This window comes from Enterobacter sp. MGH 38, from assembly GCF_000492855.1.
Classification (GTDB): Bacteria; Pseudomonadota; Gammaproteobacteria; order Enterobacterales; family Enterobacteriaceae; genus Enterobacter; species Enterobacter hormaechei_C.
This window is the reverse complement of the sequence record NZ_KI535607.1, coordinates 2,042,688-2,064,487: the sequence shown is the minus strand read 5'-3', so window position 1 is coordinate 2,064,487 and position 21,800 is coordinate 2,042,688. Positions and strand designations below refer to the sequence as shown.

Below are 21,800 nucleotides of genomic sequence, written 5' to 3'. Positions count from 1 at the left end.
ACATTATGGGTGACGGACTTTGCCACGCAGTGATTTTACGGTGGATTTCTGCGCCTTCGATGACAACCGACGTTCTTTCGATGCCCGCGTTGGACGTGTTGCCCGGCGACTTTTTTGTACAGCCGTCAGCTCTTTGATGACCGCGACCAGCCGGGCAATTGCCGCTTCCCGGTTAAGCTCCTGGCTGCGATACTCCTGCGCTTTAATCACTATCACACCCTCGCTGGTGATCAGGTGATGGCTGGCGGCAAGCAGGCTTTCTTTATAATACTCTGGCAGGCTGGAGGCCCGAATGTCAAAGCGCAAATGGATAGCCGTTGAGGCCTTGTTAACGTGCTGCCCCCCTGCGCCCTGGGCCCGGATAGCGGTGATCTCCAGCTCGTTATCAGGGATGCTGACATTTCGGGACAATACAATCATGATGCGGGCTGCCAGGCCGTGAGATGAATTTCCAGATTATTCTGAGAATCGGAAAGCCAGATGGCACCGTCCTGAATTGTTGCCTGTAGCGCCATCGTCCGGCTGGCGAACGCACTCAGCTGCGCCAGCTGTTCATCATCCAGATACCAGACGGTAAGATTTTTGAACTGCGCACATTTATTTTTATTTTGTTGCCACCAGATCTCCGCCGCGCGCTGGTTGTAGGCAAACAACGCCACTTCAGCAGACTGGGTGCAGGCCTTTTTGATCCGGCGTTCATCCGGCAGGCCAAGCTCAATCCATAAATCGATACCCAGATGATCGTTGCGCAGCCAGGCTTCCGGTTCATCTTCCGCGCTTAAACCACGGGTAAATTGCAGACGCTCGTCGGCATACTTAATCCACGCCAGCAGGCGCAGCATCATGCGCTCCTGGGTTTCAGAAGGGTGACGCGCCAGCGTCAATGACGCATCCAGAAACTGGTTACGGTCAAGATCCGCCACATTGACCACAGCTTTATAAATAGTCGCTTTCAGCGCCATGAGAGAACTCCTTTCGAATCAGGCGTACATTGTAGCGAAAACCGCGGCAAAAGGCTGTTACGAGGTGGTGACTCACTCTTATCAAGGCGCTGATATTGCTTAAATGAGTATGGTATAGTCACCTTGCTAAACCGAGTTTAACTTCGTAGGCTTAATGATATCTCACAGTAAGTCAGTACGCTGGCAGGAGGTGATGTGAATAATTATTGTGAGTTGATTCGCAGACGGTATGCGGAGATCGCCAGCGGAGATCTGGGGTACATTCCGGATGCGTTGGGCTGTGTATTGAACGTGCTAAATGAAGTGGCCTCTGATGAGAGCCTTTCTGAATCGGTCAGGGAAAAAGCAGCGTATGCTGCGGCGAATTTACTGGTGAGCGATTATGTCGATGAATGATACTTATCAACCCATCAATTGTGATGACTATGACAACCTCGAACTCGCCTGCCAGCATCATTTAATACTGACGCTGGAGCTAAAAGATGGCGAAGTGCTAAAGGCAAAGGCCAGCGATCTGGTTTCCCGTAAAAATGTGGAATACCTGGTTGTGGAAGATGCAGGTGCAACGCGTGAGCTACGCCTCGACAAAATTGCCAGTTTCAGCCATCCGGAAATCGGCACCGTCGTGGTGAGCGAATCCTGATAACCAACGGGCAGCCAGGCTGCCCGTTACGCTTTCCATTCAAAATTAACACCCGCTTCAGCCCACCCCTCTTCAGTGATGAACACCCCTGCCGCCGCGATGAGCGTGTCGCCGTAAAACAGAAGCGGCGTGGTATCACGTCGCCAGGGCGGAACGTTCTGTTCCTGCCAGATTTTCTTCAGCTTACGCCCGCCGTTACGACCGACGATATGCAGCATGCCGCTGGCCCTGAAGCGTATGGTAACGTTCTCGTCCGGCTCAGGTAGACGCACATTGCCCGAATGACTTAACGCAACGACACCGGCATTCATCGGTAGCGTTAATGCTTTTTCCGGCGACGGCCAGTCGAGCACAACGTCAGCCAGCGACGGCACAGATTTTACCCACCAGAGTTGACCTTTATAACGCCTGACGTCATAACCATTCAGGTGTATACACGGTGCGGCATCTTCCCTCGCCTGTGCAACTTCCTCCCAGATACGGTTGAGCATCGCCCGGGACGGCATAACCGCACGGTGGTAAGCCAGCCAGCGGCGAATCAGAGCAGCCCGACGCACGGGGCTCATCACCTTCAACGGCGCAACGTTCAGGGCACCGTCAGCGGTAATCAGTGTATTCAGCTCCCCGCTCAGCAACTCATCCAGCAAGCTTTCCTGTTCAGCACACAGCATGGCGCTTCTGGCCGCCGCTTCGGAAAAATGCGCCCAGCGCTCACTCAGCAGCGGTAAGACGCGCAGGCGCAGGAAGTTACGGTCGTAACTGTCGTCCTGATTGCTGTCGTCTTCAATCCAGCACAGATGATGCTGCTGCGCCCAGGCTTCCAGTGATGCGCGCGTCTCACCCAGTAGCGGGCGGATGAGCTCTGTTTCAGCAAAATCAGCGCGCTCAGGCATGGCGGATAAACCCGCAGGCCCGCTGCCCCGCTTGAGCGCCAGTAAAAACGTCTCGCACTGGTCGTCCAGATGCTGCGCGGTGACCAACGCTTCTCCAGGCTGTAATGCGCCAGAAAACGCGGCGTAGCGGGCTTTCCGCGCCTGCGCCTCAATACCCAGCCCCTCATCCTCAAGCGTGACGCGTTCAACGATCAGCGGGATCTCCCACCCTGAGCACACCGCTTCGCAGTGCGCCACCCAGTCGTCGGCATGGGGGCTTAAGCCGTGATGGATATGCATCGCCCGCAGCTGGACGTCAGGCTCACGGTCGCGCCAGAGCTTAAGGCGGTGCAGCAAAACGGTGGAATCCAGGCCACCGCTGAACCCCACCAGCAGCTGGCGGTAGGGTGAAACGGCGTGCGCGATAGCGGGTAAGGTCATAGGAAATTACACATAAAAAATGCCCGAACTGAACGGGCATTATCACACATGACGGCGATTACTGCTGATAAAGCTCCAGCGGCAGGCCGTCCGGATCGTTGAAAAAAGTGAAACGTTTATCGGTAAAGGGATCGACACGAATCGCTTCGCAGGCCACGCCGTGGGCTTCCAGATGTTTTACCGCGCTGTCCAGGTCATCGACGCTGAAGGCCAGGTGGCGCAGGCCGCAGGCTTCCGGGCGTGAAGGACGCGCTGGCGGGAAAGGAAAAGAGAACAGCTCAATCACATATTGACCGTTTAACGCCAGATCGCCTTTCCAGGAGTCGCGCTCCTCACGGTAGGCCTCGCTCAACAGCGTAAAACCGAGAACGTCGCAGTAGAATGCCTTACTTTTCGCATAATCGGTGGCAATGATCGCAATATGATGAACCGCTTTTAAACCCAGCATAGTTTCTCCTTTTTATGATGTCCTGAACGTTACAACCGACAACCCGCCCCTGGCAAGCGGCCCCTTTTATTTTAGGACTCTCACCCAGTACACGCCGTTATCGTCGCGTTTCGCGCCATGAATATCCGTTTCAAAGCCAGGATAGTGGCGCCCCACCGAACAGAGCATCAGCAGGAAATCGAGCACCGCCCGGCTCTCCTCGGTGATCATTTCACCCGGCATCAGCAGCGGCACGCCTGGCGGATAAGGCAGGATCATGTTGGCCGATACCCGCCCGACCAGGTTCTCCAGTTCAACGGTTTCAACCTCCCCTTTCACCTGGCGCTGCCACGCCCTGTGCGGCGTCAGCTTCATTTCAGGCAGAACATCAAATGCCTGCAACATCAGGCGCGGCAGATCGTGCTGGCGGATCAGCCTGTGGATCCCCTGGGCCAGATCCTGAATACGCATATTGCGGTAGAAGTCAGGATCTTCCGCGTAGAGATCCGGCAGCATGTTCTTCACCCGCAGGTTCAGATCGTATGCGCGCTTAAACTCCATCAGTCCCCGGAGCAGCCCCATCGCACGGGTTTTATCGATCCCTATGCTGAACAGGAACAGCAGATTATAGGGGCCGGTTTTCTCCACCACCACGCCGCGCTCATCAAGGAACTTCGCCACCAGCGCAGCCGGGATCCCTTCCTCACCCATCACACCCTGCTCATCCATGCCCGGCGTCAGGATTGTCACCTTAACCGGATCGAGGAACATGTGGTCCGCATCAGCATCCCGAAAACCGTGCCAGCTCTCCCCCGGCGCGACGGGCCAGCATTCTGCCTCATCAATCTCTTCCGGCTGCCAGATATCAAAGAACCAGCCGTCCGCTTCATCTTTAAGTCGCTGAACCTCTTTTCGGAAATGCAACGCCCGCTCCACCGAACGATTGATCAGGCGTTTACCCGGATTACCGCGCAGCATCGCTGCCGCCGTTTCGATGGACGCCACCAGCGGGTAGCTTGGCGACGTGGTCGTGTGCATCATGAAAGCTTCGTTGAAGGTGTCCTCGTCGTACTCACCCTTGATGTGAATGAGAGACGCCTGGGAAAACGCGGCCAGCATTTTGTGCGTCGACTGCGTTTCGAAGAACACCTTGCCCGGCACCCGCTCGCCGCTCATCCCACTTTTACCCGAGTAAATCGGGTGGAAATTAGTGTAAGGCACCCACGCGGAGTCAAAGTGAATCGACGGCACGTCCAGCGTCTGCTTGATCCAGTTCGTGTTGTAAAGCAGCCCGTCATAGGTGGAGTTGGTGATCACCGCATGCACAGGCCAGCTTGCCTCGGGGATAGCCGCGATCTTATTCTCAATGGCTTCATGCGCGAACTCACGGCGAGGAATGCCGCCGAGAATACCCAGCGCATTACGAGTAGGCGACAGCCAGAGCGGCACCACATCGCTCATCATCAGCAAATGCGCCAGTGATTTATGGCAGTTTCGGTCAATCAACAGCGTACTGCCGGCAGGCGCGGCATACATCCCGACGATTTTGTTCGAGGTTGAGGTACCGTTGGTCACCATGTAGCTTTGCTCGGCGCCAAAGGTCCGGGCGATGTATTCTTCAGCTTCCAGATGCGGGCCGGTATGATCCAGCAGAGAGCCTAACTCGGTGACCGAAATCGACACGTCCGCCTTCAGCGTGTTACCGCCGAAGAAATCGTAGAACAGGCATCCCACCGGGCTTTTTTGATAGGCCGTTCCCGCCATATGGCCTGGCGTACAGAAGGTGTACTTCCCTTCTTTCACATAGGTGAACAATGCGCGCGTAAACGGCGGTGTGATGTTATCGAGGTATTCACCGGTGTACTGCTGAATGCGGGTCGCAATGTCCTCGGCAACGCCGAGTGAGTATTCGAAGAACCACAGCGCCATACGCATATCGTGCGCACTCACGTCCATGGTCGAGTGAGTGTTGATAAAGGCGTACAGCGGAAGATATTCGTTGAGCTTATTGATATCGCTGCACAACTCCATGTCGTATTCGTCCCAGTCGAATATCACGCCACAGATGCGCGGATTGTGTTCGATAAATTTCAGCAGGTCGGCGCTGTTTTGCGGCCAGATCAGCTGATATCCGCGTGCTTTAAGGGCTTGCTCCAGCTCCTTGATGGGTTCGTCTTTATAAAAGACGCCGTGTGGCCCCATGATGGCAATGATGTTCATGGTTTACCTCCTTGAAAAACATCAGATAAGCATAGTTAAGGTAAACGGCAGGTATAAAAAAAGCCGCAACAATGTGCGGCTTTTAGGATAATTGTGAGGCTTACGCGTAACCGTAGGTCATCAGACGCTGATAACGACGGTTGAGCAGATCTTCTGTGCTCAGCACGTCCAGGTCCGCCAGGTCTGCCAGCAGCTGCGCTTTCAGGGAAGCAGCCATCACTTCCGGCTTACGATGCGCGCCACCCAGCGGTTCAGGGATAACGGTGTCGATCAGCTTCAGCTCTTTCAGACGTGGGGCAATGATGCCCATCGCTTCAGCAGCCAGCGGCGCTTTATCGGCACTTTTCCACAGGATGGAGGCACAGCCTTCCGGAGAGATAACGGAATAGGTACTGTACTGTAGCATATTCACTTTATCGCCCACGCCAATTGCCAGCGCACCGCCGGACCCACCTTCACCGATAACGGTACAGATGACCGGCACTTTCAGGCGAGACATCTCACGCAGGTTGCGTGCGATGGCTTCAGACTGACCACGCTCTTCGGCGCCAACCCCCGGGTAAGCACCCGGCGTGTCGATGAAGGTGATGATTGGCATATTGAAACGCTCAGCCATCTCCATCAGACGCAGGGCCTTACGGTAGCCTTCTGGAGCTGGCATACCGAAGTTACGACGGATTTTCTCTTTGGTTTCACGGCCTTTCTGATGACCAATGATCATCACCGGACGTCCATCCAGACGCGCGATACCGCCGACGATAGCTTTATCGTCAGCGTATGCGCGGTCGCCTGCCAGTTCGTCAAATTCGTCAAACGCCAGGCGGACATAATCCAGGGTGTACGGACGCTGTGGATGTCGCGCCAGCTGGGCGATCTGCCATGCGCCGAGATCGGCAAAGATTTTGCGCGTCAGTTCTACGCTTTTTTCGCGCAGACGATGCACTTCTTCGTCAATGTTAATATCCAGTTTTTCATCCTGACGGCTCACGGCTGTCAGAGAATCGATTTTCGCTTCCAGCTCTGCAATCGGCTGTTCGAAATCAAGGAAATTCAGACTCATAGTATTCCTGTATTAGTCAAACTCCAGTTCCACCTGCTCCGAACCAATGAGGCCACGGAGATCGTTCAGTAAACGATCGCTCGGAGAGACACGCCACGTTGCACCAAAGCGCAACCGCGCGCGTGCATCCGCCCTCTGATAGTAGAGATGTACTGGAATGGTCCCCGAGCGGTGGGGTTCCAGAGACTGACGGAGTCGGTTTAAAAGCTGGTCATCAATTTGCCTGTCCGTCAGCGAGATAGCAAGCCCGCGAGCATATTTTTCCCGGGCTTCGTCAATGTCCATCACTTCGCGGGCGGTCATTTTAAGCCCCCCGCTGAAGTCATCAAAGCTGACCTGTCCGCTGACGATAAGTATGCGGTCTTTTTCCAGCAATTGCTGGTATTTATCCAGCGCGTCGGTGAACAACATCACCTCCAGACGCCCGGAACGGTCATCCAGGGTACAGATGCCGATACGATTGCCGCGCTTGGTGACCATTACCCTTGCAGCAATCACGAGCCCCGCAGCCGTGGTGATTTTACCACGTTCTGTCGGATGCATGTCTTTAAGCCTGTGGCCGCCGACATAGCGCTCAATTTCTTTAAGATACTGGTTGATCGGGTGTCCCGTCAGGTACAGACCTAACGTTTCCCGCTCTCCATCCAGCACTACCTGTTCTGGCCACGGCTGGCAGTTGGAATAGGACTGCTCGATCTGCTCTGGCTCTTCCGCCAGCACGCCGAACATATCCGCCTGGCCAATGGCTTCCGCTTTCGCATGCTGATCGGCCGCCTTCAGCGCATCGCCGAGCGAGTTCATCAGCGCGGCGCGGTGTGGCCCCAGACGGTCAAACGCGCCGGACATGATCAGTTTTTCCAGCACGCGGCGGTTCAGTTTTTTGGTATCGGTACGGGCGCACAGATCGAACAGCTCACGGAAGTAGCCGCCGTTGTTACGCGCTTCAATGATCGCCTCGATCGGCCCCTCACCCACGCCCTTGATCGCGCCGATCCCATAGACGATTTCCCCGTCATCGTTAACGTGAAAATGATACAGGCCCGAGTTAATATCCGGCGGCAGGATCTTCAGCCCCATGCGCCAGCACTCGTCCACCAGGCCAACCACCTTCTCGGTGTTGTCCATATCGGCAGTCATTACCGCTGCCATAAACTCAGCGGGATAGTGAGCTTTCAGCCACAGCGTCTGATACGAAACCAAAGCATAGGCGGCGGAGTGAGATTTGTTAAATCCGTACCCGGCGAATTTCTCCACCAGGTCGAAGATTTTCATCGCCAGTTCGCCATCGATGCCGTTTTTCTTCGCTCCATCTTCAAAGATGGAGCGCTGCTTGGCCATCTCTTCCGGCTTTTTCTTACCCATCGCACGACGCAGCATGTCTGCGCCGCCAAGGGTATAACCCGAAAGTACCTGGGCGATCTGCATCACCTGTTCCTGATACAGGATGATGCCATAGGTTGGCTCCAGTACCGGTTTCAGGCTTTCATGCTGCCACTGAACGTCCGGGTAGGAAATTTCTTCGCGCCCGTGCTTACGGTCGATAAAGTTATCCACCATCCCCGACTGCAACGGCCCCGGACGGAACAGGGCCACCAGCGCGATCATATCTTCGAAGCAGTCGGGTTGCAGACGCTTAATCAAATCTTTCATGCCGCGGGATTCAAGCTGGAAGACGGCTGTCGTCTCCGAGCGTTGCAGCATGTCGAAACTTTTCTTGTCATCAAGCGGGATAGCCGCGATATCCAGCGGCGGTTCGCCGTTCTTCTCGCGACGGGCGTTGATCATCTCCAGCGCCCAGTTGATGATGGTGAGCGTACGCAGGCCGAGGAAGTCAAACTTCACCAGCCCGGCGTATTCCACGTCGTTCTTGTCGAACTGGGTGACCGGATGCTGGCCCGCTTCATCGCAGTACAGCGGCGCGAAGTCGGTGATTTTGGTCGGGGCGATAACCACGCCCCCCGCATGCTTACCGGCGTTACGCGTGACGCCTTCCAGCTTGCGCGCCATGTCGATCAGCGCTTTCACCTCTTCGTCGGCTTCGTAGATTTCCGGCAGCTGAGGTTCGGCTTCAAAGGCTTTCGCCAGGGTCATGCCCGGATCGGGCGGGACCAGCTTAGAGATACGATCGACAAAACCGTACGGGTGGCCCAGAACGCGGCCCACGTCGCGGATAACCGCTTTCGCCGCCATCGTCCCGAAGGTAATGATCTGTGAAACCGCATCACGACCGTACATATCGGCCACGTGCTCAATCACCTGGTCGCGTTTTTCCATGCAGAAGTCGACGTCAAAGTCGGGCATGGAGACACGTTCCGGGTTGAGGAAACGTTCGAACAGCAGGTCGAATTCCAGCGGATCGAGGTCGGTGATTTTCAGTGCGTACGCCACCAGCGAGCCGGCACCGGAACCACGGCCCGGGCCTACCGGCACGCCGTTATCCTTCGACCACTGGATGAACTCCATCACGATCAGGAAGTAGCCAGGGAACCCCATCTGGTTGATCACCTGGAGTTCAATATCCAGGCGCTCGTCATATTCAGGACGCTTCTCTTTACGGACCGCTTCATCCGGGAAAAGGAATTCCAGACGCTCTTCCAGACCCTCTTTCGATTTCATGACCAGGAAATCTTCGGTGGTCATGTCGCCCGTCGGGAACTGCGGCAGGAAGTATTCGCCGAGACGCACGGTGACGTTACAGCGCTTGGCAATCTCTACGCTGTTTTCCAGCGCTTCCGGGATGTCCGAGAAAAGCTCACACATCTCCTCTTCGCTGCGCATGTACTGCTGCGATGAGTAGTTGCGCGGGCGTTTCGGATCGTCGAGGGTGAAGCCGTCGTGGATAGCGACGCGAATTTCATGCGCGTCAAAATCGCCCGCCTCAAGGAAGCGCACATCGTTGGTGGCCACTACAGGCAGGCCACGCGCTTCCGCCAGGGCGACGGCCGCATGCAGATAGCTCTCTTCGTCCGCACGCCCGGTACGGATCAGCTCCAGGTAATAGCGATCCGGGAAATACTCTTCGTAGAACGAGACGCACTGATCCACCAGCGCGTTGTTACCGCGCAGCAGACATTTGCCGACATCCCCCATACGACCACCGGAGATCAGCAGCAAACCTTCGTTCAGCTCTGCCAGCCAGTCGCGGTCAATCCATGGGCCCAGTGCGCCGTAGCCGCGCTGGTAGGCTTTTGAGATCAGCAGAGTGAGGTTCTGATAGCCCGTGTTATTCATGGCTAACACGGAAATTTGCGTCATCTCATCGCCGAGCAGGTCGCTCTGCACATGAAAATCCGCACCGACGATGGGCTTTAATCCTGCGCCATGCGCCGTTCCGTAGAACTTCACCAGGCCACACAGGTTGGTAAAATCGGTGATCGCCAGCGCAGGCATGCCAAGCGAGGCCGCCTTTTTTACCAGCGGCCCGGTCTTTGCCAGCCCATCGATCATGGAGTAGTCGCTATGCACCCGCAGGTGTACGAAACGTGGTTCAGCCATCTTCAAATCCCGCGTTACTTAATTGCTTGCGTCTTGATTCAGGACACCAGTCCCAGCGCGCGTTTCACCGGGCCAAAGCTGCGCCGATGATGTTCAGTTGCGCCATGTTCAGCCAGCTTTTCCAGATGGAAAGCCGTTGGATATCCCTTGTGCTGGGCGAAACCATACGCGGGATAAGTGAGGTCCAGCGCGGCCATTTCAGCATCGCGCGTCACTTTGGCAATGATTGACGCCGCACTGATTTCTGCGACGCGGCTATCGCCTTTAACAACAGCCATGGAAGGCATCGGCAGCGCCGGGCAACGGTTACCGTCGATCAGTACATACTCAGGCACAATCTTCAGGCCCGCAACGGCACGCTGCATCGCCAGCATGGTAGCGTGCAGAATGTTTAGATCGTCAATCTCATGCGGTTCTGCGCGCCCGAGACTCCAGGCCAGCGCTTTCTCTTTAATTTCATCGAACAGCGCTAAACGACGCTTTTCGCTCAGTTTTTTCGAGTCGTTCAGGCCAACGATCGGGCGGGCTGGATCGAGGATCACCGCCGCGGTCACAACGGCACCCACTAACGGGCCACGACCGACTTCATCCACACCGGCAACGAGGTGGGTATGGGGATAAATAAATTCCATCATTGTGCTAACTCCAGCACCGCATCGGCCGCCTGCTCATCAGCATTACAGCGGATCAGTTGATGCAGTTCACGGAAGGTATCATGCATCTGGTGGCTGGTTTTACCGTTGGCCAGCAGCGGCAGCAGCGCATCTGCCAGCGCCTGCGGCTGGCATTCATCCTGCAAGAGCTCTTTCACCAGCTCGCGACCCGCAAGCAGGTTTGGCAGAGATACGTAATCTGTTTTTACCAGACGTTTTGCCAGCCAGAAGGTAAACGGCTTCATGCGATAACCGACCACCATTGGGCATTTTGCCAGCATACACTCCAGCGCAGCCGTGCCGGAAGCCAGCAGTGCGGCATCGCTCGCAAACATAGCTTGCCGCCCTTTTCCGTCCAGCAGGCGGACGTGAAGATCCGGGGCGACGTCGGCTTTGATACGCTCAAACTGCTCCCGGCGTTTGGCATTCACCAGCGGCACGACCACTTCAAGATCGGGGTAAGTCTTGCGAAGAATTTGCGCCGTTTTCAGGAAATCGGCACTGAGCATTTCAACTTCCGCACCCCGGCTTCCTGGCAGCAGCGCCAGACAATGCACATCATGCGGGAGGCCCAGTTCGTCACGCGCCGCGTTTTTATCCGGATCCAGCGGCATGGCATCCGCCATGGTATGACCGATAAAACGGCACGGGACATTAAATCTGTCGTAAAACGCTTTTTCGAAAGGCAGAAAAGCCAGCACCAGATTAGTGGACCGTCCGATTTTGAAAACGCGTTTCTGTCGCCACGCCCACACGGACGGGCTGACGTAATGGATCGTTTTGATCCCCTGCTTTTTCAGGTTCCCTTCAAGGGTAATATTGAAATCAGGCGCATCAATGCCGACAAATACATCGGGCTTGAGGTCGGTAAAGCGGCGGGTAAGGTCGGCGCGGATATGCAGCAGGCGACGCAAGCGGCCCAGCACCTCGACGATGCCCATCACAGCCAGCTCTTCCATTTCATACCAGGCTTCGCAGCCTTCGGCCTGCATTAGCGGCCCAGCCACGCCCACAAAGCGGGCGTTGGGTACACGGGCTTTAAGCGCGCGGATAAGACCTGCACCAAGAATATCGCCGGAGGTTTCTCCGGCGACCAGGGCGATGGTAAGCGGACGACTGTCGACCATTAACGAATCAGACCACGGGTTGAACGTTCAAAGAATTCCATGAACGTTTTCACTTCAGGGTGCTTATTCGCCAGCTCGGCAATTTCCGGCTTAGCCTCTTCCAGCGTTTTACCGCTACGGTACAGCAATTTGTACGCGTTGCGGATCGCGGTAATCGCTTCGCGGCTGAAGCCACGACGCTTGAGACCTTCAATGTTCACGCCAAACGGCGTGGCATGGTTGCCCTGCGCAATCACAAACGGTGGGACGTCCTGCGCCACACCGGAGCATCCGCCGACCATCACGTGTGCACCAATGATGCAGAACTGATGGACTGCGGTCATGCCGCCAATAATGGCGAAATCATCGACCGATACGTGTCCCGCCAGCGTTGCGTTGTTGGCGAGAATACAGCGGCTCCCCACGGTACAGTCGTGCGCAATGTGCGCATTAACCATAAACAGGTTGTCGCTGCCCACCTTCGTCAATCCACCGCCTTGCGTTGTACCACGATGAATGGTGACGCTTTCGCGAATGCGGTTACGATCGCCGATTTCCACGCGGGTCGGTTCGCCAGCATACTTGAGATCCTGGTTAACTTCGCCGATGGAGGCGAACTGATAGATCTCATTGTTGCAGCCAATGGTGGTATGACCATTCACGACAACGTGAGATTTCAGTACTGTACCCTCACCAATTTCGACATGGGGTCCAACAATACAAAACGGGCCGATGTGGACATTGGCACCAATGATGGCACCCGTTTCCACAATGGCGGTAGGATGAATAAAGGCGGATTTATCAATCACGTATCAGGCCTCCCGGCTACGCGCACACATCATTGTCGCTTCGCAAACAACTTTGCCGTCAACCATAGCTACGCCTTTGAAGCGAGTCAGGCCGCGACGCGTTTTTTCAAAAGTGACTTCCATGATCATTTGATCACCAGGCACGACCGGACGCTTGAAGCGCGCTTCATCGATACCCGCGAAGTAATAGAGTTCACCCGGTTCCAGTTTACCTACGCTTTTAAACGCCAGAATACCGGTAGCCTGTGCCATCGCTTCCAGGATCAATACCCCCGGGAAGATAGGCTTACCAGGGAAGTGCCCCTGGAAGAACGGCTCGTTAACGGAGACATTTTTCACTGCGCGCAGAAAACGACCTTCTTCAAAATCCAGCACACGGTCTACCAGTAAAAACGGATAGCGGTGCGGCAGAAGTTCTAAAATCTCTTCAATATGCAGAGTATGAGTGTCAGTAGTCAAAATACTCTTCCTGTCAAATGTACTAAGTAGCAATAATAACACGGCCTGCCGGTTTATAAACAAAGCCGACAGGCCGGGAAATTTAGCGTTAAACGGATGAACGCTTAGTCTTGTTGATCGATTTTGCGCTCAATCGCTTTGAGTCGCTTGCTCATATCATCAATATTCATCACCAGTGCAGCTGTTTTACGCCAGACCTTGTTCGGTTGCAGCGGAATACCGGAGGAATAAACGCCAGGCTCAGTGATTGGACGCATCACCATGCCCATCCCCGTCACCGTGACTTTGTCGCATATTTCCATATGGCCATTGATCACGCTGGCACCGCCAATCATGCAGTAACGGCCAATTTTCAGGCTGCCTGCCATGATAACACCACCCGCAACTGCGGTATTGTCGCCAATCACAACGTTATGTGCAATCTGGCACTGGTTGTCTATGATAACACCGTTACCAATAACGGTGTCGTCAAGCGCACCGCGGTCGATGGTGGTGCAAGCGCCGATCTCCACACGATCGCCGATAATCACGCGACCCAGCTGAGGGATCTTAACCCAGTTACCCCGATCGTTAGCGTAACCAAATCCGTCAGAACCAATCACCGTGCTGGACTGTACGAGACAATTCTCGCCAATCTCAACCTCATGGTAGACAGAGACATTGGCCCACAGACGAGTCCCTGCGCCAATTTTCGTATTTTTTCCAACAAAGCAGCCTGGGCCAATCACCACGTTATCACCCAGCACGACGCCGGATTCGATAACGGCGTTTGCGCCGACTGATACGTTGTTACCCAGCTGAGCCGTCGGATCAATCGCAGCACTGGCTGCAATGTTCTGTGCCGGCTGCGGCGTGGTATCAAGAATTTGGGCCATGCGCGCATAGGTCAGGTAGGGATTTTTCACTACCAGTGCAGCGCTAGTGGCAAACGGAAGATCGTCCTGCGTCAGAACAACGGCAGACGCCTGGCACTGGGCCAGGTGTTCACGGTACTTAGGGCTTACCATGAAGGTAATAGTGCCTGCTTTAGCAGATTGCATGGACGCAACAGCGGTGATGACGATATCGCCATCACCGTGTAATTCTGCATCCAACTGCTGAGCTAAATCAGCCAGTCGAATTGAAGGCATTACTTATTTAACCTGTTTCAGAACATCAGCGGTGATGTCTTTAACATCGCTGCTGTTGAATGCAACGGCGTTCGAATCAACAACCAGATCGATGCTCTGATCGGCTGCGACTGCTTTAACGGCAGACTGAATACGCGTCACCAGTTTGCCACGCTCTTCGTTAGAACGACGCTGACGATCCTGCTCGAAAGCCTGCGCTTTCTGAGAGAAGGTCTGGCGCTGAGACATGACGTCTTTTTCCAGTTTGCTGCGCTCGCTCGCTTTCATGGTAGAACCATCACGCTGAAGACGCTGCATCTTGGACTGAAGATCACCTTCCATACGTTGCAGTTCGCTCGCACGGCCTTTGAATTCGTTTTCCAGCGTTGCAGAAACACCGGTTTTCTGTGCAACCTGCTGGAACAAATTACCCATGTTGACGATTGCAATTTTATCCGCTGCCTGAGCAGAAGTTGCCATCGCTAAACCGAGACCTGCAGCTAATAACCACTTTTTCACAATTAACTCCTTACCATCCCATTGGCACCCGAGGGGTACCGTTCTTTGCGTGGCAAGGCGATCGTTTTACCGATCGCCGGTTGTCAGCGCTACACTGCCAACGCATTCCATTGCAGCGGATTATTACCAGGTTTTACCAATGTTAAACTGGAACTGCTCCGCTTTGTCTCCATCGTATTTCTTAAACGGCTGGGCGTAAGAGAAGACCAACGGCCCCAGCGGTGACATCCATTGTAATGCGATACCTGCGGACATGCGAATGTTGCTCGGATCGCTGTAGTCCGGCACACCAGCAAGGCGCGTTTCAGTCGTGTTCTGCCAGTTGGTATCCCACACTGTACCTGCATCCATAAAGAAAGAGGTGCGGACAGAGTTTGCGTACTTGTCGCTGATAAACGGCGTAGGCGTGATGAACTCGAGGCTCGCCACGGCCATAGCGTTACCACCTACTGCATCATCGGAACTACATACGTTCTTATTGCCTGCTCCGTCCGTAGCCGGTTTGTTGCAGTTATCTTCGTCATTACCGCCGTAATAAACCGCTTTCGGACCAATGTTATTGGACTGGAAGCCACGCACGGTGCTTGAACCACCGGCGTAGAAGTTTTCATAGAACGGCAGTTCTTTGCTTCCAATACCGTCACCATAACCCCAACGGGTACGACCCAGAACAACCCACTTGTGATCTTCATCAATTGGGAAGTAGGACGCCGTATCCAGCGTGACCTTGTAGAACTCGTTATCCGAGCCCGGGATAGTCACTTTACCGTTCAGGTTGACACGTGAACCTTCCGTCGGGAAGTAGCCACGGTCAAGACGGTTGTAGGTCCAACCGTAGTTGAAGGTGAAGTCATCCGCGGCGAAACCGTTGTCATCGCTGGACGTACTCGCCGACTGACCGATGGAGTCCAGGTAACGCCACATCGCCACCTGCGGTTGCATGTTGGACAGGTCGTTATGCACGTACCCTAAACCTGCGCGCAGGGTGTTGTATTCGTTAACCGGGAAGCCGAGCGTACCATCCAGACCGTAACTCTTGTTGGTATACGAGGAGAGGTCCGCGTCATCCGCTTTAAAGTCGTTATAGAAGATACGACCGCCCAGGCTTACACCGTCAACGGTGAAGTATGGGTTGGTAACAGAGAACTCAGAGTAGGTCTGGTAGTCGTTTTTCGTCCCGTTGATACCGACAGAGTAGCCCGTACCCAGCCAGTTATCCTGCTGAACACCGACCTGGAAGCTCACGCCACTTTCAGTACCGTAACCAATACCAAAGTTGAAGCTACCGGTATTACGTTCTTTAACTTTATAAACAACATCAACCTGATCCGGACGACCTGGTACACGCTGAGTATCGGTATCGACCGTTTCGAAATAGCCCAGACGGTTCAGACGCTCTTTACCCTGGTCTACCAGATCGCTTCCCAGCCATGCCCCTTCCATCTGGCGCATTTCACGGCGCAGAACGGAGTCTTTAGAGGTATCGTTACCTTCGAAGCGGATCTTACGCACATAGAAACGGTTGCCCGCATCAACGTTAACGTGCAGCTTAACGGTTTTATCCGTGTCGTTAATTTCCGGCTGCGTTTGCACACGCGGATACGCATAACCATAACGGCCGAGCAGCTTCTTAATGCTGTCTTCCATTTTGGTGACTTTAGATCCGCTGTACAGATCGCCCGGCTGAATTTTGGTCAGAGATTCAATTTCAGCTGAATGTCCTGCCAGGTTGCCGCTGACTTCAACACCTGAAAGCGTGTACTTATCGCCTTCAGTGATGTTAACGGTAATGTAGATACCTTTCTTGTCCGGAGTCAGACTCACCTGAGTTGAATCGATGTTGAAACGGGCGTAACCGCGATCCAGATAGTAGCTGCGCAGGGTTTCAAGGTCACCCGCCAGTTTCTGTTTCTGGTATTTACGATCGCCCACCACGTTCCACCACGGCACTTCGTCACGCAGCTGGAAGTTGGAGATCAGTTCGTCGGTGCTGAACGCGTGGTTACCCACGATGTTGATCTGCTGGATCTTCGCAGAAACACCTTCCTGGAAGACCAGTTTCAGGTCGACACGGTTACGTGGCAGCGGTGTAACAACCGCTTTAACGCTCGCGCTGTATTTACCGACGCTGTAATAGAAATCTTCCAGACCTTTTTCAATGTCTGCAAGGGTTGTGCGGTCCAGAGATTCCCCCACACGAACACCCGATGCCTCAAGGTTCTGCTTGAGCATGTCATCTTTCACCGACTTGTTGCCGGAGAAAGTGATGCTGGCAATCGTTGGACGTTCTTTTACCTGAACCACCAGCGTATCACCATCGCGCAGGACACGGACGTCCTCAAAGTTGCCAGTGGCAAACAGAGCACGGATGGTGTTACTGATATCTTCATCATTAACCGTATCGCCGGGGCGCACAGGCATACTGAGGAGGGCCGCACCAACGGCGACACGCTGAAGGCCTTCGAAATGAATATCTTTCACTACGAACCCGTCAGCACCGTATACGGTCGCGCTGCTAAACAGCAGCGACGCTATGAGCAACTTTTTCATCGCCATCGTTATTATGCGTTCTTCCTAACTAACTCTCTTACAACCGAGAGAAATCATTGAAAAGTGCAAGCCCCATTAACAGCACCAGCAAAATCGAGCCAATGCGATAACTAAAGTCTTGAACTCGCTCGGATACCGGTCCGCCTTTTAGCTTTTCAATCGCTAAAAACAGCAAATGGCCCCCATCTAGTACGGGAAGCGGGAACAGGTTGATTATCCCCAGGTTCACGCTAATCAGCGCAAGGAACATGAGATAGTAAATCACCCCGAACTCCGCTGACATCCCAGCCCCCTGAGCAATCGAAATTGGCCCACTGAGGTTGTTCAGTTTCACATCACCGGTTATCAATTTCCCCAACATGTTGACCGTAAGCTTCATCAGCTGCCATGTTTTATCCGTGGCCTCAACGATGGCGCTAAACGGCCCATACTGGCGTATTGTCTTGTACTCATCTGGCAGTGGGATCACTTTCGGCACAACGCCGGCAAACCCTTCCGCCTTACCGCCGCCCGATTTGGTATCCGGGGTGAGAGTCAGTGAGAGCGAACTCCCCTGCCTTTCCACTTCCAGCGCGAGCGGCTTGCCTGGATTATCGCGCACCAGAGTAACAAAGGTCATCCATTGTGTTAATGGCTGACCATCGACTTTAACGATCCTGTCACCCGCTTGTAAACCTGCTTTACTCGCTGCCGATTTGGCCTGTACTTCGGCTAATACCGGCTCGATCTGCGCGCCGCGCGGTCGAATCCCGAGTGCGGCGACAGGGTCCTCTTTGTCTGGCTCAAAGCGCCAGTGGCGTAAATCCAGCACTTTTTCCTGCCGCTGGTCGGAACCAAATGGCGATACGCTGACGGTTGTCTGCTCATCACCGATTTTGGCAACCAGTTGTAACCTCACGGCATCCCAATCAGGGGTTTCGATACCATCAATCGCTTTAAGTTCCATTCCCGGTGTAATTTGCGCCGTTGCCGCAATAGAACCCGTGGTGATTTCTCCCACGACCGGGCGCACGCCAGGCACGCCGATGATAAACACCAGCCAGTAGGCGAAGATAGCGAAGATGAAATTGGCTACCGGGCCGGCAGCGATGATGGCAGCACGTTGTCCAACAGTTTTATTGTTAAACGCGCGATGGCGAAGTTCCGGGGCGACAGGCTCAACGCGTTCGTCGAGCATTTTGACATAGCCGCCCAGGGGAATCAGAGCAATGACAAACTCGGTGCCATGCTTATCGGTACGCTTCCAGAGCGATTTGCCAAAGCCAATCGAGAATCGCTCCACCCGCACACCACAGCGCCGGGCAACCCAGAAATGGCCAAATTCATGCACGGTAATCAGTACACCCAGTGCAACAATGAACGCCGCCAGATTCCAGAGAATGCTCAGCATAAAACCTTCCGTTATATCGTCCCAAACACCAGTAAAAGCAGGCAAGCAAATACAGGAACAGCCGCGGTAAGGCTGTCAATGCGATCCAGTATTCCGCCATGTCCTGGAATCAGGTGACCACTGTCCTTAATCCCTGCTTCACGCTTAAACATACTCTCGGTTAAATCACCCAGCACCGATGCCAGCGCCGCGAAAATCGAACATACCAGCAGCGTGGAGGGGGCAACCTCAAGATTCGCCCAGACCCCATAGCCCCAGGAGATAATTGCTGCCGTAAACAGGCCGCCAATGAAGCCTTGCCAGGTTTTGCCCGGAGAAACCTTTGGCGCCAGTTTATGTTTGCCGAACAGTTTACCAAACATATAGGCCCCGGAGTCAGCCCCCCAGACGAGAATCATCACATAAAGCAGCCATATCGCGCCGCTGTAGTGGTTTTCGTCATAGTGCCAGGCGCGCAGCGCAACCATCCCCCAGAAAAAGGGAACAATCGTGAGCAGACCAAAAATAAGGCGCAACACTTTAGAGTTACGCCAGATCGCCGCAGAGCCTGGATAGAAAAGCACTAAAACAAGCGCAGCAATCCACCAGGCCAGCGATATCCATAAGGATCCGGCAACCAGCGGCTGGTGAACATCGTGATGATATTCAGGCAAGGTATACAGCATCAGGGCCAGTAAAAAACCACAGAGTACCGCCAGCCATACCCGCTGAGTGCGCGAGGTAAAGCCGCTAAGCTGCCCCCATTCCCACGCGGCGAGCATACACACCACCAGCGTAACAATAGCGAATCCCACCGGAGGCAGTAAAAACAGCGCTGCGATGACGACGGGTATTAATACAAAAGCGGAAATCAGGCGATACTTCAGCAAAAGCTACCCCCATCAGGCGTTATCGCCACCAGGCTCGGTGCCGCCGAAACGACGCTCTCGATTGGCAAAGGCATGCAGCGCACCTTCAAAGTCTTGTTCATCAAAATCTGGCCAAAGAACATCCGTAAAGTAAAGTTCGGCGTAGGCAATTTGCCACAGCAAAAAGTTACTAATGCGATGCTCCCCCCCTGTCCTTATAACCAAATCCACGGGTGCCAGTTCATTCATGCAGATTTGCTGACTCAGCGCCTCTTCATCAATCTGGTCGGGTCTTAACAGCCCTTCCTGAACCTGCTCAGCCAGATGCCGAACCCCCTGGATAATATCCCAGCGTCCGCCGTAATTCGCCGCGATATTGAGCGTCAGGCCGGTATTATTTTCCGTCAGCGCTTCTGCTTTGCGAATCCGTTCCTGCAAACGTGAGTTAAAACGACTGGTTTCGCCAATAATACGCAAGCGGACGTTGTGGCGGTGCAGGCTTTTTACTTCGCTATCGAGCGCCCACACGAACAGTTCCATCAACGCAGTCACTTCCTGCGCAGGTCGATTCCAGTTCTCACTGCTAAAAGCATAGAGCGTTAACGCATCAATGCCGTTATTGGCGGCAAAAGAAACGGCGCGGCGAACAGATTTCGCCCCAGCTTTATGCCCAAAGGCTCGTATCTTCCCTTGTCTTTTCGCCCAGCGGCCATTGCCATCCATGATGATTGCAACATGGCGACAGCCATGTGCTGGCAAGTTTTCGCTTATTGGTTGATTCGCAGACAACATAACGCGTTTTTAGTCCCTGAAAGGATTTAACGGTACACAGGAATACTGAAGCCTATACATAAAAAAGCCGTGTCAAACCACGGCTTACCTGACCACTTAAAGCCAAATACCTGCGATCAGGTGGCGCAGACTATATCACTGAAGCCCAACGCTAACAAATAGCACGACGACTAGTGCTTGCTTTATCACCAGCTTGCGAGACGTGTCACCTGTTTACGCGCAACAATGCGTGCCTGTTCATCCACGGCCAGCACCTCTTCCACGCTCTGCGGCTCACGCAAATCCATCATCTCCAGCACGGATAAATTCAACGCGGCGATATCAGTAAAGCGGATCTGCTGGTTCAGGAATGCTTCAACGGTCACTTCATTGGCTGCATTAAGCGCCGTTGTCGCCGCCTGCCCCTGATCGAAGGCCGTCATCGCCAGTTTCAGACAGGGATAACGGTCGTAATCAGGCTCGCTAAACGTCAGTGAACTCAGCTTGCAAAAATCGAGAGGCTTAACGCCCGATTTTACGCGGTTTGGCCACGCCATTGTATGAGCAATTGGCGTACGCATATCCGGTTCGCCCAGCTGGGCCAGCACGCTGCCGTCCTGATAGCGCACCATCGAGTGAATCACCGACTGCGGGTGGATCAGCACTTCCATCTGTTTCGCCGACGCATTGAACAGCCAGCGAGCTTCAATGTATTCCAGACCTTTGTTCATCATGGTGGCCGAATCGACGGAGATCTTACGCCCCATTGACCAGTTCGGATGACGACATGCCTGATCCGGCGTCATTGCGCTCAATTCAGACAGTGGCGTTTCACGGAACGGGCCACCAGACCCGGTAAGCAGAATCGACACAACGCCATTCTGCTCCAGGTCAGCGTACCCCAGGTTTTGTTGAAAAGGTTGGGGTAAACTCTGAAAAATGGCGTTGTGCTCGCTATCGACCGGCAAAAGACGTGCCCCACGCTGTTTTACCGCGTCCATAAAGAGGCGTCCGCAGGTGACCAGCGACTCTTTGTTCGCAAGCAGGACATCTTTTCCCGCATCGATCGCGGCAAGCGTCGGCAGAAGACCCGCCGCCCCGACGATTGCCGCCATAACCTGATCAACTTCATCAAGCGCGGCCATATCGCACGCCGCCTGTTGCCCGCTGAGCACCTCGGTACGGCAGCCCTTCTCCTGCAACAGCGCTTTTACCTGGCGGGCGCTCTCTTCATCATCCATCACCGCAAAACGGGGGGTAAACTCCAGGCACTGTTCGACCATTCGCTGCACGTTTTTTCCGGCCACAAGCGCGGCTACGGTGTAGCTGTCAGGATTATGACGTACAACGTCGAGAGTGCTGCAACCGATAGAGCCGGTCGAGCCGAGGAGAGTGAGATGCTTCATGAGATGCCCAAAAGTTAGATCAGATAAAAGCAAAACGCCGCCAGCAAGACTCAATGTCCT

20 protein-coding genes are annotated in these 21,800 nt (G+C 54.3%); 2 read left to right on the top strand and 18 right to left on the bottom strand.

What is annotated here, in order from left to right; genetic code table 11:
- Positions 1 to 3: 3 nt before the first annotated feature.
- Complete coding sequence (arfB, locus tag L384_RS11280; RefSeq protein WP_003856142.1) at positions 4 to 420, bottom strand: alternative ribosome rescue aminoacyl-tRNA hydrolase ArfB; 417 nt, start codon at positions 418 to 420, stop codon at positions 4 to 6.
- Positions 417 to 962 (bottom strand): YaeQ family protein, encoded by a 546-nt coding sequence (locus tag L384_RS11285; RefSeq protein ID WP_003856144.1) that lies wholly within the window; start codon positions 960 to 962, stop codon positions 417 to 419. The genes arfB and L384_RS11285 overlap by 4 nt, the downstream gene beginning before the upstream one ends.
- A gap of 195 nt (positions 963 to 1,157) precedes the next feature.
- Here L384_RS11285 and L384_RS11290 point away from each other — a divergent pair, with 195 nt between their 5' ends.
- Together L384_RS11290 and rof are read left to right on the top strand one after the other, a co-directional pair.
- Entirely contained in the window at positions 1,158 to 1,358 is a 201-nt protein-coding gene (locus L384_RS11290; protein ID WP_003856146.1) for a YaeP family protein, read from the top strand.
- Entirely contained in the window at positions 1,345 to 1,605 is a 261-nt protein-coding gene (rof, locus tag L384_RS11295) for a Rho-binding antiterminator (RefSeq protein WP_003856148.1), read from the top strand. Before L384_RS11290 ends, rof begins: the two co-directional genes overlap by 14 nt.
- Before the next feature lie 26 nt (positions 1,606 to 1,631).
- Here the strand turns inward: rof and tilS are convergent, their stop codons facing one another.
- The 16 genes from tilS to ispC all read right to left on the bottom strand — a co-directional run bounded on the left by tilS (position 1,632) and on the right by ispC (position 21,740).
- Positions 1,632 to 2,918: a tRNA lysidine(34) synthetase TilS gene (tilS, locus tag L384_RS11300; protein WP_023324181.1), complete on the bottom strand. Its 1,287-nt coding sequence runs from the start codon at positions 2,916 to 2,918 to the stop codon at positions 1,632 to 1,634.
- Positions 2,919 to 2,976: 58 nt separating this feature from the next.
- Complete coding sequence (locus L384_RS11305) at positions 2,977 to 3,366, bottom strand: VOC family protein (RefSeq protein ID WP_003856151.1); 390 nt, start codon at positions 3,364 to 3,366, stop codon at positions 2,977 to 2,979.
- Positions 3,367 to 3,432: 66 nt separating this feature from the next.
- The gene (locus L384_RS11310; RefSeq protein ID WP_003856152.1) at positions 3,433 to 5,565 is read right to left on the bottom strand and encodes a lysine decarboxylase LdcC; all 2,133 of its coding nucleotides are present in this window, start codon (positions 5,563 to 5,565) and stop codon (positions 3,433 to 3,435) included.
- Positions 5,566 to 5,665: 100 nt separating this feature from the next.
- Positions 5,666 to 6,625: an acetyl-CoA carboxylase carboxyl transferase subunit alpha gene (accA, locus tag L384_RS11315; RefSeq protein WP_003856154.1), complete on the bottom strand. Its 960-nt coding sequence runs from the start codon at positions 6,623 to 6,625 to the stop codon at positions 5,666 to 5,668.
- Between the two features lie 12 nt (positions 6,626 to 6,637).
- Positions 6,638 to 10,120: a DNA polymerase III subunit alpha gene (gene dnaE, locus L384_RS11320; RefSeq protein ID WP_003856156.1), complete on the bottom strand. Its 3,483-nt coding sequence runs from the start codon at positions 10,118 to 10,120 to the stop codon at positions 6,638 to 6,640.
- Positions 10,121 to 10,158: 38 nt separating this feature from the next.
- Complete coding sequence (rnhB, locus tag L384_RS11325) at positions 10,159 to 10,755, bottom strand: ribonuclease HII (RefSeq protein WP_003856158.1); 597 nt, start codon at positions 10,753 to 10,755, stop codon at positions 10,159 to 10,161.
- Complete coding sequence (gene lpxB, locus L384_RS11330) at positions 10,752 to 11,900, bottom strand: lipid-A-disaccharide synthase (RefSeq protein WP_023324180.1); 1,149 nt, start codon at positions 11,898 to 11,900, stop codon at positions 10,752 to 10,754. The genes rnhB and lpxB overlap by 4 nt, the downstream gene beginning before the upstream one ends.
- Entirely contained in the window at positions 11,900 to 12,688 is a 789-nt protein-coding gene (lpxA, locus tag L384_RS11335; protein ID WP_003856164.1) for an acyl-ACP--UDP-N-acetylglucosamine O-acyltransferase, read from the bottom strand. The genes lpxB and lpxA overlap by 1 nt, the downstream gene beginning before the upstream one ends.
- Positions 12,689 to 12,691: 3 nt before the next feature.
- Complete coding sequence (fabZ, locus tag L384_RS11340) at positions 12,692 to 13,147, bottom strand: 3-hydroxyacyl-ACP dehydratase FabZ (RefSeq protein ID WP_003856165.1); 456 nt, start codon at positions 13,145 to 13,147, stop codon at positions 12,692 to 12,694.
- 104 nt (positions 13,148 to 13,251) lie between these two features.
- Positions 13,252 to 14,277 carry a UDP-3-O-(3-hydroxymyristoyl)glucosamine N-acyltransferase gene (gene lpxD / locus L384_RS11345; protein WP_023324179.1) on the bottom strand — a complete coding sequence of 342 codons (1,026 nt, stop codon included), beginning with the start codon at positions 14,275 to 14,277 and terminating at the stop codon, positions 13,252 to 13,254.
- A 3-nt stretch (positions 14,278 to 14,280) separates the two neighbouring features.
- Entirely contained in the window at positions 14,281 to 14,775 is a 495-nt protein-coding gene (gene skp, locus L384_RS11350) for a molecular chaperone Skp (RefSeq protein WP_003856169.1), read from the bottom strand.
- A 123-nt stretch (positions 14,776 to 14,898) separates the two neighbouring features.
- Positions 14,899 to 17,331 carry an outer membrane protein assembly factor BamA gene (bamA, locus tag L384_RS11355; RefSeq protein WP_023324178.1) on the bottom strand — a complete coding sequence of 811 codons (2,433 nt, stop codon included), beginning with the start codon at positions 17,329 to 17,331 and terminating at the stop codon, positions 14,899 to 14,901.
- 31 nt (positions 17,332 to 17,362) lie between these two features.
- Positions 17,363 to 18,715, bottom strand: coding sequence for a sigma E protease regulator RseP (rseP, locus tag L384_RS11360; RefSeq protein WP_003856174.1), 1,353 nt, complete (start codon positions 18,713 to 18,715; stop codon positions 17,363 to 17,365).
- An 11-nt stretch (positions 18,716 to 18,726) separates the two neighbouring features.
- Positions 18,727 to 19,584: a phosphatidate cytidylyltransferase gene (gene cdsA, locus L384_RS11365; protein WP_003856175.1), complete on the bottom strand. Its 858-nt coding sequence runs from the start codon at positions 19,582 to 19,584 to the stop codon at positions 18,727 to 18,729.
- A gap of 12 nt (positions 19,585 to 19,596) precedes the next feature.
- Complete coding sequence (ispU, locus tag L384_RS11370; RefSeq protein ID WP_003856176.1) at positions 19,597 to 20,355, bottom strand: (2E,6E)-farnesyl-diphosphate-specific ditrans,polycis-undecaprenyl-diphosphate synthase; 759 nt, start codon at positions 20,353 to 20,355, stop codon at positions 19,597 to 19,599.
- A gap of 185 nt (positions 20,356 to 20,540) precedes the next feature.
- Positions 20,541 to 21,740, bottom strand: coding sequence for a 1-deoxy-D-xylulose-5-phosphate reductoisomerase (gene ispC / locus L384_RS11375; RefSeq protein ID WP_022650418.1), 1,200 nt, complete (start codon positions 21,738 to 21,740; stop codon positions 20,541 to 20,543).
- Positions 21,741 to 21,800: the final 60 nt, after the last annotated feature.

Excerpts from the sequence above, each read along its gene's own strand:
- tilS (WP_023324181.1), bottom strand. The coding sequence starts at position 2,918 with ATGACCTTACCCGCTATCGCGCACGCCGTTTCACCCTACCGCCAGCTG.
- L384_RS11285 (WP_003856144.1), bottom strand. The coding sequence starts at position 962 with ATGGCGCTGAAAGCGACTATTTATAAAGCTGTGGTCAATGTGGCGGAT.
- rnhB (WP_003856158.1), bottom strand. The coding sequence starts at position 10,755 with ATGATGGAATTTATTTATCCCCATACCCACCTCGTTGCCGGTGTGGAT.
- dnaE (WP_003856156.1), bottom strand. The coding sequence starts at position 10,120 with ATGGCTGAACCACGTTTCGTACACCTGCGGGTGCATAGCGACTACTCC.
- rof (WP_003856148.1), top strand. The coding sequence starts at position 1,345 with ATGTCGATGAATGATACTTATCAACCCATCAATTGTGATGACTATGAC.
- rseP (WP_003856174.1), bottom strand. The coding sequence starts at position 18,715 with ATGCTGAGCATTCTCTGGAATCTGGCGGCGTTCATTGTTGCACTGGGT.
- L384_RS11305 (WP_003856151.1), bottom strand. The coding sequence starts at position 3,366 with ATGCTGGGTTTAAAAGCGGTTCATCATATTGCGATCATTGCCACCGAT.
- bamA (WP_023324178.1), bottom strand. The coding sequence starts at position 17,331 with ATGGCGATGAAAAAGTTGCTCATAGCGTCGCTGCTGTTTAGCAGCGCG.
- ispC (WP_022650418.1), bottom strand. The coding sequence starts at position 21,740 with ATGAAGCATCTCACTCTCCTCGGCTCGACCGGCTCTATCGGTTGCAGC.
- lpxD (WP_023324179.1), bottom strand. The coding sequence starts at position 14,277 with ATGCCTTCAATTCGACTGGCTGATTTAGCTCAGCAGTTGGATGCAGAA.
- arfB (WP_003856142.1), bottom strand. The coding sequence starts at position 420 with ATGATTGTATTGTCCCGAAATGTCAGCATCCCTGATAACGAGCTGGAG.
- lpxB (WP_023324180.1), bottom strand. The coding sequence starts at position 11,900 with ATGGTCGACAGTCGTCCGCTTACCATCGCCCTGGTCGCCGGAGAAACC.
- ispU (WP_003856176.1), bottom strand. The coding sequence starts at position 20,355 with ATGTTGTCTGCGAATCAACCAATAAGCGAAAACTTGCCAGCACATGGC.
- L384_RS11310 (WP_003856152.1), bottom strand. The coding sequence starts at position 5,565 with ATGAACATCATTGCCATCATGGGGCCACACGGCGTCTTTTATAAAGAC.
- accA (WP_003856154.1), bottom strand. The coding sequence starts at position 6,625 with ATGAGTCTGAATTTCCTTGATTTCGAACAGCCGATTGCAGAGCTGGAA.